This is a genomic window from Marinobacter lacisalsi, from assembly GCF_042651045.1.
GTDB classification, from domain to species: domain Bacteria; phylum Pseudomonadota; class Gammaproteobacteria; order Pseudomonadales; family Oleiphilaceae; genus Marinobacter; species Marinobacter lacisalsi.
On sequence record NZ_JBHSDI010000062.1, the window covers coordinates 1 to 16,407 of the forward strand.

Below are 16,407 nucleotides of genomic sequence, written 5' to 3' on the forward strand. Positions count from 1 at the left end.
ATCTGGCTGTCGGAAAAACGTGACCTCTTCATGCAGAATCTCCCTGCGTGTAGCTTACGGAAAATTCTACTTTTGATCACCGCTGTTTTTCGGGGGGATTACCATCGGAATTCTGACCGACCCACTACAAGCAAAGCTCGGAGTCCATCAAAAACGGTTGCGAAAACTGGTGAGGGCCATCGGGAGCGATTTAAGCGGAAAGGAGGGCTCAGACTTCCAGCTAAGAGAAAAGTACGCAGGGCGGCTCTTCGACATTGTTGATATCTTGTCCACGGTTGGGCGTTCGCTATAAATGACTTTGAGGCGGAGGGTGTGCGCCTAACAAGTGACTGTGGCATCAATCGAAATTACGCCAAAGCAGAGTAGCCACCAGGCGGGCAGAACAACCTCTAACCCGCCCGGCACCCCCACACTCACTGCTCACTCAACCAAACCCCCAACTCCTCCCGCTCCCCCTCACTCATCCCAGTACTATTCCCCAACGGCATATAATGCGTATCCACAGCCGCTTGTCTGACCTTGCCGTTATGGTCAGCCAGTAGTGACAGGCTGTCGAGCCGGATACCCGCCGGCGCGGACTGAAAGCCCGGATTGGATGGCGATTCGGCATGACAGGCCACACAGTGGGTTGTCACGATCCGCATCACGGCCTCGTCGCTGACAGCGGCGGTGCCGGTGCTGGCGGATGTAGTTGGCGTCGGCGCGATTACCCAAATCAGCAGCACAGTCATGGCCGCTGAGGCCACCAGGATCGAGGGCCGGTGGATGTCCCGGTGCTTCAGGTTGAAGTAGTGCCGTGCGAAAGCGGTGATAAAGCCTATAGCCGCCAGTATCGCCCAGCCGTGGGGGTGGCCGTACAGCATCGGGTAGTGGTTGCTGATCATGATGAAGATGACCGGCAGGGTCAGGTAGTTGTTGTGGGTGGAGCGTAGTTTGGCCAGGGCAGCCAGGCGGGCGACCCGTTCGTCCGGTTCCTTGCCCTCGTTGATGGCGTTCACCAGCGCCCATTGGGACGGCACGATGCCCAGGAAGACGTTGGCCACCATGATGGTGCCGATCACGGCGCCCACGTGGATATAGGCGCCCCGGCCGGAGAACACCTGGAACAGGCCCCAGTCCACCAGCAGCAGGATGGCGAACAGTACCAGGCCGAAGGCCTTGCCGTTATGGGCCAGGGGGCTGCGGATCAGTGCCTCGTACAGGGCCAGTACGGCGGCGATGGTGCCCAGGCCAATGGCAACGCCGGTGCCCAGGCTGATGTCGGCCTTGGACGGGTCAATCAGGTAGCCCGGTGAGCCCAGGTAGTAGACGATAAACAGCAGTGCGGTGCCGCTGAGCCAGGTGCTGTAGGCCTCCCACTTGAACCAGTGCAGTTCCCGGGGCATCTCCTTCGGCCCCAGCTGGTACTTGGCCACCTCGTAGATGCCGCCGCCGTGGATGGCCCACAGGTCGCCCTTGATGCCTTCCTGTTTTTTCCACTCCGGTGGTTCCCGCAGGTGGTTGTCCAGCCAGACGAAGTAGAACGACGCGCCGATCCAGGCGACGCCGGCAATCACATGAAACCAGCGGACCATCAGGCCAAGCCATTCGCTGAGGTATGCTTCCATCAATCAGGCTCCTTGGGTGGGGGATACGGGCGTCGGGGCGGTTACAGTCGCGCCGTCGGGCCTGCAATAGCGGACTTCGCCGGCCACGGCGGTGGCGGCGATGGCCCGGTCGTCCCCCAGGATCATAAGGTTGAACAGGGTGTCTGCCAGGGTGTGGCTGTGGGCCTGTTTCATGTTCAGGGCGGGTGAGGCGTTCTGGTCGAGCACCACGAAATCGGCGTGGCGACCGGGCCGGAAGCTGCCGGTCTGCTCCGCCTGGTGCAGCACCCGGGCATTGCCCAGGGTGGCCAGGTAGAAGGCCTGCCAGGGCGTCAGGGTCTGGCCCCGCAGGCGGCAGACCTTGTAGGCCTCGGCCATGGTGGCCAGCATCGACAGGCTGGTGCCGCCGCCGACGTCGGATGCCAGGCCGACGGTGATGCCGGCCTCCCGGGCGGTTCGGAAGTCGAACAGGCCGCTGCCCAGAAAGGTGTTGGAGGTGGGGCAGAAGGCGATGCGGGCGTCGGTTTCGGCCAGCCGCTGGCGGTCCCGGCCATCAATATGGATGCCATGGGCCAGCACCGTGCGATTCCCCAGCAGGCCGTAGTGGTCGTACACGTCCAGGTAGCTGTGGCGCTCCGGGAAGAGCTCGCTGATCCACTGGATTTCGCCGGTGTTCTCCGCCCAGTGGGTCTGGACCATGACATCCGGATGATCCGCGGCGAGCCGTCCGGCGAGGGTGAGCTGCTCCGGAGTGGAGGTCGCCGCAAAACGCGGGGTAATGGCATAGCGCTGGCGGCCGTGGCCGTGCCATTTCTGCAGCAGCGCCAGGCTATCGTCGTAGCTGCCCTGGGTGGTGTCGGTGAGGTTGTCCGGGGCGTTGCGGTCCATCATCACCTTGCCGGCGGTGAGGCCCATACCCCGGCTTTCGGCGGCTTCGAACAGGGCGTCCACCGAGGCGGGGTGGGAGGTGCAGAACACCAGGCCGGAAGTGGTGCCGTGGGCCAGCAGCAGGTCGGTGAACCGTTGCGCCTCGGCCCGGGCCCAGTCGCCATCGCTGAAGCGGGCCTCGTGGGGGAAGGTGTAGGTCTGCAGCCAGTCCAGCAGTTGGGCGCCGTAGCTGGCCATCACCCCCAGTTGCGGCATGTGCACGTGGGTGTCGATAAAACCGGGCAGGATCAGGCCGCCCTGCCAGTCGGTGACCGGGGTGCCTGCGGGCAATTGTGGCAGCAGGTCTTCCGCCGGACCGGTCGCGAGCACCTGGCCGTTCAGCACTACCAAAAGGCCGTCACCGAAATAGTCCAGGCTGCCGTCCCTGGGATCCGGCTCGTTGTCGGGGTCGTCGAGGAAGTGGAGCAGGGCGCCCCGGTGGGCCTCGCAGCCAGCCGGGAACGCGGTGTGGGTTGTCCTGGTCATCAGCTCCCCCGGTAGGTTGAGTAGCCCCATTGGTTCAGCAGCAGCGGAACGTGATAATGGGCGTCGGTGTCGGCCACGTAAAAGTCCAGGCTCACCTCGGGGAAGAAGGTCTCCAGTCCCTGATCCTGATACCAGGTACCGGTGGCGAAGGTCAGCCGGTGGTGGCCCACGTCCAGGGCTTCGTCGAACCAGTTCATGATGCGGCCGTCCTCGTCGGTGACGCCTTCGGCGATGAGGGTCTCCTTGCCACCCAGCACCTTGTTGAGGGTCACCGCCACGCCGGCGGCGGGGCGACCGGCGCCCAGGTCCAGGATGTGGGTGGTGATGGGGCTCTTTGCGGTCATGCCAGTTTCTCCAGTCGTAGCTCGGTGATCTTTGCCTGTTCCCGGGCGGCGATCTTCAGTTCCATCCCGCGGCCGTTGGGCAGCCTTGCCTCCAGCAGGGCGAGCATCTCGTCGGCAGACTTGCCGGTGGCGCACACAATGAAGATAAAGCCAAACTTCTCCAGGTAGGCGTCGTTGCCCTGCTTCAGGCGTCGCAGCACGTTTTCATCGGCGCCCCGGGCACCGGCCTGCTCGCCGCTGGCCAGGGCTTTGGTGCTGGCGTATTTCCTGCGCAGGCTGTCCACATCACCGATCTGCGGGTGGGCTTCGAAGGCCTGCAGCCAGTGGCTTTCGGTGAGTGTGGGCCACAGGCGATGGCATTGTTCCATCATCGCCTCGCTACTGACGTAGGGGCGGTTGTCCACCATGCCTTTCACCCAGGGGTCGGCGGCGCAACAGTCCCGGAAGCGAGCCTCGGCCTGGTCCCGGGGCAGGGTGTTCAGTTCTTCAAGACTCATTCGAATTGCTCTCTTTGGTTGACTGGCCGGTGTCGGGGTTCTGGATCAGGCCTTTCAGTTCCTTCCAGGGCAGGCCGCGGCGGGTGGCGGGCTGGTCCGTGGTGGCGGTCAGGCTGAGCAGTTCGGCGCTGATGGACACCGCCACTTCCATGGGGCGTTTGCCGGGTATGTCGGAGCGACCCACCGGGCAGCGGATGGTGTCGATCTGCTCCGGGCTGAAGCCTCGATGTTCGAGCCGCTGGCGGAATCGCTCCGCCTTGGTGTCGGAGCCGATCAGGCCGATGCCCGCGCAGTCTCCCGCCCTCAGCAGGGTGCGGCACAGGTCGAAATCCAGCTGGTGGTTGTGGGTGAGGATCAGCACTTGCTTGTCGTTGCACAGGGCCGGGGCGTCCCCCACCGGGTCATCGGTGTGGTGGACGCGCACATTGGCGGGCACCTCGGCGGGGAACTGGTCCGCCCGTTCGTCCACCCAGGTAACCCGCCAGGGCAGGTCCCCGAGGATGGTGACCAGGGCCCGGGCCACGTGGCCGGCCCCGAAGATCACCAATTCCTGCTCGCAGCCTGGGTGGGCCTCGATCAGTACCGATACGCTGCCGCCGCAGCACTGGCCCAGGCTGGCGCCCAGGGGGAAGTGGGCCAGCTCGCTGGTGTAGTCCTGTTTTGCCAGCCGCTCCCGGGCCTGCTGGCAGATACGGTATTCCAGGTGGCCGCCGCCAATGGTGTCGTAGCTGTGCTCGCCGGTGACCACCATCTTGCTGGCGGGCTCCCGGGGCACCGAGCCGGTTACCCCCAGCACGGTGACCAGCACGTAGGGTTCGCCATGGTCCTCGCAGTGGGCCACGGCCTGGTACCAGTTCAGTCGCCGTTCCATCACGCGGTCTCCTTCTGTTGGGTCAGCCACTGCTGGCTGGCGGTCACCGCCCCCAGCACCCGTTCCGGTGTCGCCGGGGTGTCCAGGGGCGGTCTGTAGCGATAGTCGGTGACGCTGGCGACCGCGTCCCGCAGGGCGCTCCATACGGCAATGGCCAGCATCAGCGGGGGTTCGCCCACGGCCTTGGAGTGGAAGACGGTGGCTTCCCGGTTCGGGCTCTCCGGCAGCAGGTCCACCCGCAGGTCCGGCGGGCAGTCGGACACGGCGGGGATCTTGTAGGTGGCGGGGCCGGTGGTCATAAGCCGGCCCTCGTCGCTGTAGACCAGCTCCTCGGTGGTCAGCCAGCCCATGCCCTGCACGAAGCCGCCCTCGATCTGGCCGATGTCGATCTCCGGGTTCAGGGAGCGGCCCACATCGTGGAGGATGTCGGTGCGCACCACCCGGTACTCCCCGGTGAGGGTGTCCACCACCACTTCGGAACAGGCGGCGCCGTTGGCGTAGTAGAGGAATGGCCGGCCAGTGCCGGTCTCCGGGTCGTAGTGGATCTTCGGGGTGGCGTAGAAGCCGGAGGACCACAGGGACACCCGATTCATGTAGGCGGTCTGGATGAAGGTTTCCCAGGGCACGGCCAGGCCACCAAGCATTACCTGGTTGTCGGAGAAGCTGATCTGTTCCGCCGGGGTCGACCAGTGTTCTGCAGCGAAGGCCACCAGCCCTTCCAGGATTTTCTCGCAGGCATCCAGCGCCGCCATGCCGTTCAGGTCCGAACCTGATGAGGCTGCCGTCGGCGAGGTATTGGCCACCTTGTCGGTGCGGGTGGCCGTCACTTTGACCCGTTCCAGATCCACCTGGAAGGCGGAGGCCACCACCTGGGCAATCTTGATATACAGGCCCTGGCCCATCTCGGTGCCGCCGTGGTTCACCACGATGCTGCCGTCGGTGTAGATGTGCACCAGCGCGCCGGCCTGGTTCAGGTGCTTGGCGGTGAAGGAAATGCCGAACTTCACCGGGGTCAGGGCCAGGCCCCGCTTGAGCACCGGGCTGGACTGGTTGTAGGCGGTGATCTCTGCGCGACGCTGGCGGTAATCGGAAGTTGTCTCCAGGGTGCCCATGAGCTGGGCCAGTACATGCTGCTCCACGGTCTGGCCGTAGTGGGTGGTGTCACGCCCGGGCCGGTAGAGGTTGAGCTTGCGGATATCCAGCGGGTCGCGGCCCAGGTGCCGGGCGATGTCGTCCATGGCCTGTTCGATGATCATCATGCCCTGGGGGCCACCAAAGCCCCGGAAGGCGGTGTTGGACACCGTATGGGTCTTGCAGCGGTGGCCCACCACCCGGGCCTGGTCCAGGTAATAGGCGTTGTCGGCGTGGAACATGGCCCGGTCGACAATGGCGTCGGACAGGTCCGGGGAATAGCCGCAGCGGCCGGCCACCATGATGTCCGCGCCCTGGATCAGGCCGTCGTCGTCGAAGCCGATGTCGTAGGTGTTGTAGAAGTCGTGGCGCTTGCCGGTCTGCATCATGTCGTCCGGCCGCGACAGTCGGTACTTCACCGGCCGGTGGGTGACATTGGCCAGCAGGGCCGCCACGCAGGCCAGGGCGGCCGCCTGGGTTTCCTTGCCGCCGAAGCCACCGCCCATGCGCCGGACCTCTGCCTGCACTTCGTGGATGGGCAGGCCCAGCACTTCCGCCACCAGTTTCTGCACCTCAGAAGGGTGCTGGCTGGAGGTGTGCACGAACATGCCGCCGTCTTCGGTGGGCTCCACCAGGCAGGCCTGGCCCTCCAGGTAGAAGTGCTCCTGGCCGCCCACGTGCTGCTCGCCTTTCAGGCGATTGGGCGCTTCCGCCAGGGCCCGGTCCGGCTCGCCCCGTTGCTGGGTATGGCTGGGGCGCACAAACAGCTGTTGCTCAAGGGCCTGTTCCACGGTGACCACGGCATCCAGCGGCTGGTAGTCCACTTTCGCCAGTCGAGCGGCCTTGCGGGCGGCCTCGTGACTGGTGGCGGCCACGGCGAAGAGGGGCTGGCCGATGTGTTCCACAATGTCGTCCGCCAGCACCAGGTCACCGGGGAACACCGGTCCGATATCCAGATGGCCGGGCACGTCCTTCGCGGTGAGCACAGCCATCACGCCGGGGTAGGCCCGCACGGCCTCAAGGTCCATGGACAGGATGCGGGCATGGGCCTGTTCGCTGTGGCCCACAGCGGCGTGGAGCAGGGCCTCCGGCATGGGCAGGTCGTCGATATAGCGGGCCTGGCCACTGACGTGCTTCCAGGCGCTATCATGCTTGACGCTGTGGCCGGCCAGGCCGCGGGCGCTGTGGGCCGGCGTCGGGGTGTTCAGGGGCAGTTTACGCATAGTCGGTCACCATCAGTGTCTCGCTGGTGTTGGCGTCTGACGCCAGCAGCGCCCGGCGCAGCAGGTTGCCGGCCACCTGCTGGCGGTAGGTGGCAGAGGCGCGTACGTCGGTCATGGGCGTGAAATCATTGGCCAGCGCCGTTATCGCAGCAGTCACGCTGTCGTCGTTCCAGGGCTGGCCTTTCAGGGCGGCTTCGGCTTTGGGCGCCCGGGCCGGGGTGGCGGCCATGCCACCAAAAGCCAGCCGGCAGTCGGCCACCACGCCGTCCGCCACGGTCAGGCGGAAGGCGCCCAGCACCGCGGAGATGTCGTCATCCAGCCGTTTGGAGATCTTGTAGATATAAAGCTGCTCGTTGGCGCGGGGCACGGGCACCCGCACCGAGTGCACGAACTCACCGGGTTTCAGGTCGGTCTGCTTGTAGCCGTGGAAGAAGTCCTCTACCGGCAGCTGCCGTTCGCCCTCCGGGCCGTCCAGCACCAGGGTGGCGCCCAGGGCAATCAGGGGCGGGGGCATGTCACCGATGGGGGAGGCGTTGGCAATGTTGCCGCCGAGGGTGCCCCGGTTGCGGATCTGCAGGGAACCCAGGCGCTCCAGCATCGGGTCAAACGCCGGCCACAGCTCTGACAGCGTTCCACGGAACTGCTGGTAGGTGGCGGCGGCGCCGATCACCAGTTCATCCCCGTGCTGCTCGCAGCCTCTCAGTTCCTCAACCCGTTCCACGCTGATCATGTGGTCCAGGGTTTTCAGTTGCTGGGTGATTTCCAGGGCCAGGTCGGTACTGCCGGCCACCAGACGCGAGTCGGGGAATTCCCGACGCAGGGCCCGCAGTTCATCCAGGCTGACCGGCGCGTTGTAGCGGGGGCCGTCTGGCACGTCCAGTGTGATGCTGTCCTGGTGGATGGCAGTCAATACGCCGTTAACCTGGCCACCATCCAGGCCGGCGGCCGGATGTTCTGCTCCCGGTGTCCATTCCTGCACCAGGGCCTGGCGGCCGGCGTCGATGATCGGCCGGTAGCCGGTGCAGCGGCACAGATTGCCGGACAGGGCTTCCAGCAAACGATCGTCGTTTGGGTCTGTGCCTTCTTTATTGGCGTGCAGGGCAATCAGCGACATGACAATGCCCGGCGTGCAGAAGCCGCACTGGGCGCCGTGCTTCTCCATCATGGCCCGCTGCACCGGGTGGCCCGGTTCCTGCTGGAAGGCGTCAACCGTAACCAGTTCCTTGCCGTGCAGGCTGCCTACCAGGCTGATGCAGCTGTTAATGGCCTCGTACCAGATCTTGCCCTGCTGGTCAGGGGTTCCGGTAATCACCGTGCACGCGCCACAGTCACCCGAGGCGCAGCCCTCCTTGGTGCCGGTGAGTCGCATTTTGGTGCGTAACCACTCCAGGATGCTCAAATTTGGGTCGACCTGGTCAACTTTTTCGATTCGACCGTTCAGAAGGAATTCGATCACGGCTCTCTCCGCTTGCAGGCTATTTGCGGTGTTTCACGGCTTCCTGTCTTTACTATAGACAGGCTTTCCGCTGCTTATAGGCCGGTTTCTGCAAAAATCTGACCAATTGGTTCATTTCGTCTTTTTCGGCCCCGGGTTAACTATTGGCAAGCATATTGCTCCGACTGGAAATGTTGATTGGTTGGTCAGTTTATGAATTGGCCAGGCCGGAATGCGGAACTAGAAGAGGCTGTGTATGACTGCGGCGCTGCGCCTGAAACTGGAAAACATCGTCAAGGAGTACCCGGGATGCCGGGCCAACGACGGTATTGATCTGACGGTGGAATCCGGCGAGATCCATGCGCTGCTGGGCGAGAACGGCGCCGGTAAAAGCACCCTGATGAAGGTGATCTACGGTGTGGTGCAGCCGGACGAGGGACGCATGCTGTGGAACGGGCACCCGGTAAAAGTGGAGAGCCCCGCCCAGGCACGGTCCATGGGTATCGGTATGGTGTTCCAGCATTTTTCGCTGTTTGAAACCCTGACCGTGGCGGAGAACATTGCCCTGGGGCTGCCTGCGGGTGAGGTCCGGGACCGCAGCGAACTGGACCGTCGCATTGGTGAGGTGTCCAAGCGTTACGGCATGGCCCTGGACCCCAGGCGTTATGTCAGCACCCTGTCGGTGGGCGAGCGTCAGCGGGTGGAGATCGTTCGCTGCCTGATCCAGGAGAGCACCCTGCTGATCCTCGACGAGCCCACGTCGGTGCTTACCCCGCAGGAAGTCAATGATCTGTTCGCCACGCTGCGCAAGCTGGCGAAGGAAGGCTGCAGCATCCTGTTTATCAGCCACAAGCTGGAAGAGGTCCGCAGCCTGTGCCACAACGCCACGGTGTTGCGCCAGGGGCGGGTCAGTGGTGACTGCCGGCCGGCAGAGGTGTCGGCTGCGGATATTGCCCGCCTGATGGTGGGTGACGATACGCCCATTTCCACCCGGGTGCCCGCTGCAGAGGCCGGTGACGTGTTGCTGCAAGTGCGCAACCTGAGCTGGAAGAGCAGCGATTCCTTCGGTACCAGCCTCCGTGACATCAGCCTGGAGCTACACCAGGGCGAGATTGTTGGTATCGCCGGGGTGGCGGGTAACGGTCAGGACGAACTGCTCAAGGCCCTGTCCGGCGAAGTCCGCACAGACCCGGACGATATGATGCTGGGCGGCATGGCTATTGGTGCCCTGTCGCCGGGACAACGCCGCAGGCTCGGTGTCGCCATTGTGCCCGAGGAGCGACTGGGCCGCGGTGCGGTGCCGGCAATGTCGCTGGCGGAGAATGCCCTGCTGACGGCCTCGGGCCAGGGGCTGGTGGACCGGGGGCTGGTCCGCTTCGGCCAGGTTCGCGAATTCTCCCGCGAGGTGATCCGTCGCTTCGGTGTGCGCTGTACCGGCGAGGACAGCACCGCTGCCAGTCTGTCCGGGGGCAACCTGCAGAAATACATTATTGGCCGCGAGGCGTTGCAGAACCCGAAGCTGCTGGTGGCGTCTCATCCCACCTGGGGGGTGGATGTGGGCTCGGCAGTGGCCATCCATGAGGCACTGGTGAAACTGAGGGACGAGGGTGCTTCGATCCTTCTCATTTCTGAAGATCTGGATGAACTGTTCCAGCTGTGCAGTCGCATCGGGGCGCTGTGCCATGGCCGGCTGTCGCCGATGGCGCGCACCGCCGACCTGAGCATCGAACAGCTGGGTGAATGGATGGCTGGCGGTTTTGAGACCGGGGAGGCGTCCCATGCTGCAGCTTGAACGTCGCCCCGTCGACTCGACCCTGATGCGCTGGACCTCCCCGGTGCTGGCGCTGGTACTGACCATCATTACCGGGTTCGTGCTGTTCCTGGCCATGGGCAAGGACCCGGTGGAAGGGCTCACCTTCTTCTTTATCACCCCGGTCAGTGACCTGATCGGCCTCGCCGAGCTGGGTCTGAAAATGGCGCCGCTGTTGCTGTGCGCGGCGGGCCTGACCGTTTGCTATCGCGCCAAACTGTGGAACATCGGCGCCGAAGGCCACTTCCTGATGGGGGCCCTGGGCGCCAGCGTGGTCGCGGTTCAGCTGGTGGATAGCTCTGGCTTCTGGGTTCTGCCGGTGGTGCTGCTGGCAGGCATTGTGGCCGGCGCCCTGTGGGCGGCCATCGCCGCCGGACTCAAGACCCACCTGAACTGCAACGAAATTCTCACCACCATCATGCTCAACTACATCGCCCTGAACCTGCTGCTGTATGCGGTGCATGGGCCGCTCAAGGATCCCTATGGCTTCGGCTTTCCCCAGTCGGTGATGTTTGGCGAGGCGGCCCTGCTGCCGAACCTGATTGCCGGAACGCGCCTGCACCTGGGGCTGGCGTTCGGGCTGCTCGCTGCCGTCAGCGTGTGGGTGCTGTTCGCCCGCAGCTTTATCGGTTTCCAGCTCAACGTGGTGGGGCAGGACCATCGGGCCGCCGCGTTTGCGGGCTTCAGCGCCCGCCGCCTGACCTGGTTCGCCTTCCTGGTGGGGGGCGCCACCGCCGGCCTGGCCGGGGCCTCGGAAGTCACCGGCCCCATTGGCCAGCTGGTGCCCCAGGTGTCCCCGGGTTATGGCTACACCGCCATCATCGTGGTGTTTCTCGGGCGCATGCATGCCCTGGGCATTATCGCCGCCAGTGCCCTGCTGGCGCTGACCTTTATCGGCGGTGAAATGCTGCAGATCGCCATGAACATGCCCAAAGCCATCACCGGGCTGTTCCAGGGGCTGCTGCTGTTCTACCTGCTGACCTGCGATGCCTTTATCCACTACCGCATCCGCCTGAAGCGGCCGGCGCGGCAGTCCACCCCGAAAGCGGCCATTGCCGCCACCCAGGAGGCCTGACATGGAACTGCTGGTTAATGTACTGGCGGCCACCGTGGTGGCTGGCACCCCGTTGCTGCTGGTGGCCTTGGGCGAACTGATCTGCGAGCGCTCCGGGGTTCTGAACCTGGGCCAGGAAGGCATGATGCTGATGGGCGCGGTGGCCGGTTTCGTGGCCACCCTGACCAGCGGCAGCCTGGTGGTGGGCGTGGCCGCCGCGATCCTCGCCGGGGTTGCCATGTCGCTGCTGTTCGCCTTCATGGCGGTGACCCTGGCCGCCAACCAGTACGCCGCCGGCCTGGCGCTAACCATCTTCGGTATCGGGCTGAGCGCCTTTGTGGGTGCCGGTTTTGTGGGTGAGTCCATTGATGGTTTCACCCGGGTGGCCATTCCGGTACTCAGCGACATCCCGGTGATTGGCCGGGTGCTGTTCGACCAGGATCCGCTGGTCTATGTGTCGCTGCTGGCTTTCGCCGGTGTCTGGGTGTTCCTGCGCCATACCCGTGGCGGCCTGCTGCTGCGGGCGGTGGGGGAAGACCCGGAAGCCGCCAACGCCAATGGCCTCAAGGTGCTGGTAGTGCGCTACCTGGCAGTGACCTTCGGCGGTGGTATGGCCGGGCTGGCCGGCGCCTACCTGTCCCTGGCCTACACCCCCATGTGGACCGAAAACATGACCGCCGGCCGCGGCTGGATTGCCCTGGCCCTGGTGGTGTTCGCCACCTGGCGCCCGGAGCGGGTGGTGCTGGGGGCCTACCTGTTCGGCGCCGCCAGCATTCTGCACCTGGTACTGCAGGGGCTGGGCTGGAACATCTCCACCGAGCTGCTGGCGATGCTGCCCTATATGGTCACCATCCTGATGCTGGTGCTGCTGTCCTGGAACCCGGCCCGCACCCGTCTGAACACCCCACTTTCCCTTGGCCAGCCCTATCGGCCGGGACGATAACAAGAACGATCCGACGCCCAACAATGACTCAAAAAGACAATCACCTGAAAGACTGTAACCAGAGAGGTATCACCATGAATGCATTTCGTAAGACACTGATCGCCAGCTGCGTGACGGCAGCTTCCTTTGCACCTGCGGCTCACGCCGAGAAGTTCTTCGGTGGTTCCAGCATCTCCATCCTCCACAGCAACCAGTACCAGGGCGTGGAATTTGACGCCGGCGGTGACGGTGGCATGGAATACGAGGCCACTTACTTCACCTTTGAGAATGCGACAGCCCATAACTGGGGCGGAACCTTCTTCTTCATTGATCGCGATCAGCCCCAGGGCGACCTGGAAGGCACCGATGAGGTCTATGGTGAATTCGCGCCCACCCTCAGTGGTAACTGGCTGACCGGTCAGGATCTGTCCTTCGGCCCGGTCAAGGATGTGGTGCTGGCAGGGCAGTACGAATTCGGTGGCGGTACCGAGGTTAACAACTACATGACCGGTTTCGGACTGGTGTGGGACGTGCCTGGCTTCAACTACTTCAACACCGCGTTCTACTATGTGAACAACAGCGAGGTCGCGGATGACTGGCAGACCACCGTCACCTGGGCCGTGCCTGTCAACGTCGGTCCGGCGCTGTTCCTGGTGGACGGGTACATCGACTGGTCCACCTCCGCCAGCGACCACGAGTCGGAGTTCCAGTTCACCCCGCAGATCAAGCTCGACGTGAGCAACTTCTGGGGTGAGCCGGGCGTTCTGTACGCCGGTATGGAGTACCAGTACTGGAACAACAAGTTCGGTCTGGACGATACCCTGATCGATACCCAGAGCTCCGTCAGTGCCCTGGTGAAATTCCACTTTTGATCCGTCACGGGAGTCCGGCAGAATATCCCTGCCGGATTCCTGAACACATGGACAACAAGTGAGAAGCCAATGACCAGTAACTCAGTTGCAGACGCTGTCGTATCAGCCGGGGATGGCAACAACGGCAACGGCCGAAAATACCGACCGGGCCGGATACGGGAGCGTAACAGGGAAAAGATCCTGCAGGCTGCGGAGGAAGAGTTCGCCCTGAACGGATACAAGGGCGCCACCATCCAGAATATTGCCGAGCGGGCGGGCCTGCCGAAGTCCAACGTGCTGTACTACTTCAGCAACAAGCAGCGCATGTACGCTGCCATGTTCGATGACATCCTGGGGCGCTGGAACAAGGTGTTCACGGATATCAAACCGGAGGACGATCCGGCGCAGGCGCTGGCCAGCTTTATCCGCGCCAAGGTCGAGATGTCACGCCGCTATCCGCTGGCCTCACGATTATTTGCCATGGAGATTATCCAGGGCGCGCCGTTCCTCATGGACCACCTGCGTACCAACATGCGGGAATGGGTGCGGGGACGAGCCGAGGTGATCCAGCACTGGATCGACGACGGCCGCATGGCACCCGTGGATCCGGTGCAGCTGATCTTCCTGATCTGGTCGTCCACACAACACTATGCCGACTTCCAGGTGCAGATCCTGATGGTGGAAAACAAGGCGGAGTATGAGCAACGGGACTTCGACCATGCCGCCGACTTTCTCACCGGGGTGATCCTGCGGGGGTGCGGCCTTGAGAAACCGACATGAATGACGATGTCTTATACCCCGGGGCCTCGTACCCGAGGGACATGCGGGGCTATGGTGAACACCCGCCCCACGCCTGCTGGCCCGGTAATGCCCGGGTCGCCGTGCAGTTTGTGCTGAACTACGAGGAAGGCGGCGAGAACTGCGTGCTCCATGGCGACGAGACCTCCGAGACCTTCCTGTCCGATATCGTCGGTGCCGAGGCCTATCGCGGCCGGCACATGAGCATGGAATCGCTCTATGAATACGGCTCCCGCGCTGGGGTCTGGCGCATCCTGAAGGAATTCCGCAAGCGCAGCCTGCCGCTGACCGTATTTGGTGTGACCATGGCCATGGCCCGTAACCCGGAGGCAGTGAAAGCGTTCATCGACGATGGTCATGAGATCGCCTGCCATGGCATGCGCTGGATCCACTACCAGGACATGAGCGAGTCGGAAGAGCGCCGCTACATGGAGCTGGCCATTGAACAGCACACCCGCCTGACCGGCGAACCGCCCCTGGGCTGGTACACCGGCCGCGACAGCCCCAACACTCGTCGCCTGGTGGTGGAGCAGGGTGGTTTTGAATACGACAGCGACTATTACGGCGACGACCTGCCTTTCTGGACCACCGTGACCACCCGGGACGGCGCCGAGGAGCCCCACCTGGTGGTGCCCTATACACTGGAAGCCAACGACATGCGCTTCACTTCACCCCAGGGTTTCAACTCCGGTGAGCAGTTCTTCCAGTACCTGAAGGACAGTTTTGACGTGCTCTACGAGGAAGGTGACGAGGTGCCGAAGATGATGTCCGTGGGCCTGCATTGCCGTATTATCGGTCGCCCTGGTCGTTTTCGCGCGCTGCAGCGTTTTCTGGACTACATCCAGCAGCATGAGCAGGTCTGGGTGTGCCGGCGTATCGACATTGCCCGCCACTGGAAGCAGCACCATCCTTACGAACCTGATCGGAGTCGCAGCGAATGAACGATGTCATGGTAGCCCCGGACGTGGACGGGCCCGAGTTTACCCGCACCGGCCTGAATCTTGCCGACGGATCCCTGGGAGCTGAGGTCCTGTACGTGACCGATGAGTTCTTTGGTGCCAGGGAGCGAATGCTGAACCCCGAACCACCGGTGTTCTATCCCGACAAGTATGATGACCACGGCAAGTGGATGGATGGCTGGGAAACCCGCCGCCGTCGCACCACCGGCCACGATTGGAGCATCATTCGCCTGGCCATGCCCGGGGAACTGACGGGGGTGGATTTCGATACCAGCTTCTTCAGCGGCAACTTCCCCCCGGCCGCCGCCCTGGATGCCTGTTACTGCCCGGAGGGCGACCCCGACGAGAGCACCGAGTGGAAATCGCTGATTCCCGCTACGCCCCTGCGGGGCAATGACCACTGCTTTCGGGAGATTGCTTCCGGGCGGCCCTGGACGCACCTGCGGGTGCATCTCTACCCGGACGGCGGCCTCGCCCGGTTGCGTGTCTATGGCAAGCCCCACCGGGACTGGAACAACCTGGATACCAGCACCGCGATCAACCTGCTTGCCCTGGAGAATGGCGGTGACCAGGTAGCCTGGAGCGATGCTCACTACGGCGAACCCCGCAAGCTGCTGCGGCCGGGTCGTGGCATCAACATGGGGGATGGCTGGGAGACCCGCCGACGGCGCGAGCCCGGTAACGACTGGTGCATCCTCGCCCTGGGCCACAAGGGTATTGCCGAGCGTGTCGAGGTGGACACCGCTCACTTCAAGGGCAACTTTCCGGCTACCTGCTCGATCCAGGCGGCCTGTGTGGAAGCCGGCGCTGAAACCGAACAGTCGCTGATCACCCAGAGCATGTTCTGGCAGACACTGATGCCGGAGCAGCCGCTGACTGCCGACGCCATCCATGAATTTATGGAGCTGGCGGACCTCGGGCCAATCACCCACATTCGCCTCAACATCATTCCCGATGGCGGCGTCAGCCGGGTGCGGCTGTTCGGGAAGCCGGTTCTGTGACTGGCCCCCGGGAAATCGTGGCCGAGCCGCTGACCCGGGAGGCCTTCGCGCCGTTCGGGGAGGTGATCGATACCAACGGCGCAGACTCGTTTCCCATCAACCAGGGGCGCACCGAACGCTTCCACGCCCTGGCGACCATGGAACTGCTGGGGGATGACCCCCGGGGGATCCTGTCCATTTTCCGGGGGCAGCCCCTGGATCCCCTGGAAATCACCCTGATGGAGCGCCATTCGCTGGGTAGCCAGGCGTTTGTGCCCATCAACGATGGCGCCTTCCTGGCAGTGGTGGCGCCCCCGGGCGAGTTTGACGAAGCGGCCGTGCGGGTTTTCCTGGTCAGGGGCGCGCAGGGTGTGAGCTACCGGGCCGGTACCTGGCATGCGCCGCTGCTGCCGCTGTTTGCGGATTCGGACTACCTGGTGGTGGACCGCCAGGGGCCGGGTAACAACTGTGATGAGATCGAACTGGCGAGGCCAATTGCCCCGGTTTTCCCCTCCCGGTAAAGAGAACGTCGG

General features: G+C 63.9%; 15 protein-coding genes. 8 read left to right on the top strand and 7 right to left on the bottom strand.

Annotated features, from left to right (window positions below; translation table 11 throughout):
- Positions 1 to 413 precede the first annotated feature (413 nt).
- Genes ACFOZ5_RS17865 through xdhA form a run of 7 tightly spaced genes read right to left on the bottom strand, consistent with a single transcriptional unit; the run spans position 414 to position 8,521 of the window.
- Positions 414 to 1,607 carry a urate hydroxylase PuuD gene (locus tag ACFOZ5_RS17865; RefSeq protein WP_379889873.1) on the bottom strand — a complete coding sequence of 398 codons (1,194 nt, stop codon included), beginning with the start codon at positions 1,605 to 1,607 and terminating at the stop codon, positions 414 to 416.
- A 3-nt stretch (positions 1,608 to 1,610) separates the two neighbouring features.
- On the bottom strand, positions 1,611 to 2,999 hold the full coding sequence (gene guaD / locus ACFOZ5_RS17870) for a guanine deaminase (protein WP_379889875.1): 1,389 nt from the start codon (positions 2,997 to 2,999) through the stop codon (positions 1,611 to 1,613).
- Positions 2,999 to 3,343 carry a hydroxyisourate hydrolase gene (gene uraH, locus ACFOZ5_RS17875; RefSeq protein ID WP_379889877.1) on the bottom strand — a complete coding sequence of 115 codons (345 nt, stop codon included), beginning with the start codon at positions 3,341 to 3,343 and terminating at the stop codon, positions 2,999 to 3,001. Before uraH ends, guaD begins: the two co-directional genes overlap by 1 nt.
- Positions 3,340 to 3,840: a 2-oxo-4-hydroxy-4-carboxy-5-ureidoimidazoline decarboxylase gene (gene uraD / locus ACFOZ5_RS17880; protein WP_379889878.1), complete on the bottom strand. Its 501-nt coding sequence runs from the start codon at positions 3,838 to 3,840 to the stop codon at positions 3,340 to 3,342. The genes uraH and uraD overlap by 4 nt, the downstream gene beginning before the upstream one ends.
- A complete protein-coding gene (gene xdhC / locus ACFOZ5_RS17885) occupies positions 3,830 to 4,711 on the bottom strand; it encodes a xanthine dehydrogenase accessory protein XdhC (protein ID WP_379889880.1) in 882 nt (293 codons plus the stop codon). Before xdhC ends, uraD begins: the two co-directional genes overlap by 11 nt.
- Positions 4,711 to 7,065, bottom strand: a complete 2,355-nt coding sequence (xdhB, locus tag ACFOZ5_RS17890; RefSeq protein WP_379889882.1) for a xanthine dehydrogenase molybdopterin binding subunit — start codon at positions 7,063 to 7,065, stop codon at positions 4,711 to 4,713. The genes xdhC and xdhB overlap by 1 nt, the downstream gene beginning before the upstream one ends.
- On the bottom strand, positions 7,058 to 8,521 hold the full coding sequence (gene xdhA / locus ACFOZ5_RS17895) for a xanthine dehydrogenase small subunit (protein WP_379889884.1): 1,464 nt from the start codon (positions 8,519 to 8,521) through the stop codon (positions 7,058 to 7,060). Before xdhA ends, xdhB begins: the two co-directional genes overlap by 8 nt.
- A gap of 235 nt (positions 8,522 to 8,756) precedes the next feature.
- On the opposite strand from xdhA, the gene ACFOZ5_RS17900 reads away from it, so the two are divergent.
- The 8 genes from ACFOZ5_RS17900 to ACFOZ5_RS17935 all read left to right on the top strand — a co-directional run bounded on the left by ACFOZ5_RS17900 (position 8,757) and on the right by ACFOZ5_RS17935 (position 16,395).
- Positions 8,757 to 10,292, top strand: a complete 1,536-nt coding sequence (locus tag ACFOZ5_RS17900) for an ABC transporter ATP-binding protein (RefSeq protein WP_379889886.1) — start codon at positions 8,757 to 8,759, stop codon at positions 10,290 to 10,292.
- The gene (locus ACFOZ5_RS17905; protein ID WP_379889888.1) at positions 10,279 to 11,385 is read left to right on the top strand and encodes an ABC transporter permease; all 1,107 of its coding nucleotides are present in this window, start codon (positions 10,279 to 10,281) and stop codon (positions 11,383 to 11,385) included. Before ACFOZ5_RS17900 ends, ACFOZ5_RS17905 begins: the two co-directional genes overlap by 14 nt.
- Position 11,386: 1 nt before the next feature.
- Positions 11,387 to 12,307: an ABC transporter permease gene (locus ACFOZ5_RS17910; protein ID WP_379889890.1), complete on the top strand. Its 921-nt coding sequence runs from the start codon at positions 11,387 to 11,389 to the stop codon at positions 12,305 to 12,307.
- Between the two features lie 74 nt (positions 12,308 to 12,381).
- Positions 12,382 to 13,158, top strand: a complete 777-nt coding sequence (locus ACFOZ5_RS17915) for an outer membrane protein OmpK (RefSeq protein ID WP_379889892.1) — start codon at positions 12,382 to 12,384, stop codon at positions 13,156 to 13,158.
- Positions 13,159 to 13,227: 69 nt separating this feature from the next.
- Positions 13,228 to 13,917, top strand: coding sequence for a TetR/AcrR family transcriptional regulator (locus ACFOZ5_RS17920; protein WP_379889894.1), 690 nt, complete (start codon positions 13,228 to 13,230; stop codon positions 13,915 to 13,917).
- Positions 13,914 to 14,876, top strand: coding sequence for an allantoinase PuuE (gene puuE, locus ACFOZ5_RS17925; RefSeq protein WP_379889896.1), 963 nt, complete (start codon positions 13,914 to 13,916; stop codon positions 14,874 to 14,876). The genes ACFOZ5_RS17920 and puuE overlap by 4 nt, the downstream gene beginning before the upstream one ends.
- A complete protein-coding gene (gene alc, locus ACFOZ5_RS17930; protein WP_379889898.1) occupies positions 14,873 to 15,895 on the top strand; it encodes an allantoicase in 1,023 nt (340 codons plus the stop codon). Before puuE ends, alc begins: the two co-directional genes overlap by 4 nt.
- Entirely contained in the window at positions 15,892 to 16,395 is a 504-nt protein-coding gene (locus ACFOZ5_RS17935) for an ureidoglycolate lyase (protein WP_379889900.1), read from the top strand. The genes alc and ACFOZ5_RS17935 overlap by 4 nt, the downstream gene beginning before the upstream one ends.
- The last annotated feature ends 12 nt before the right edge of the window (positions 16,396 to 16,407 follow it).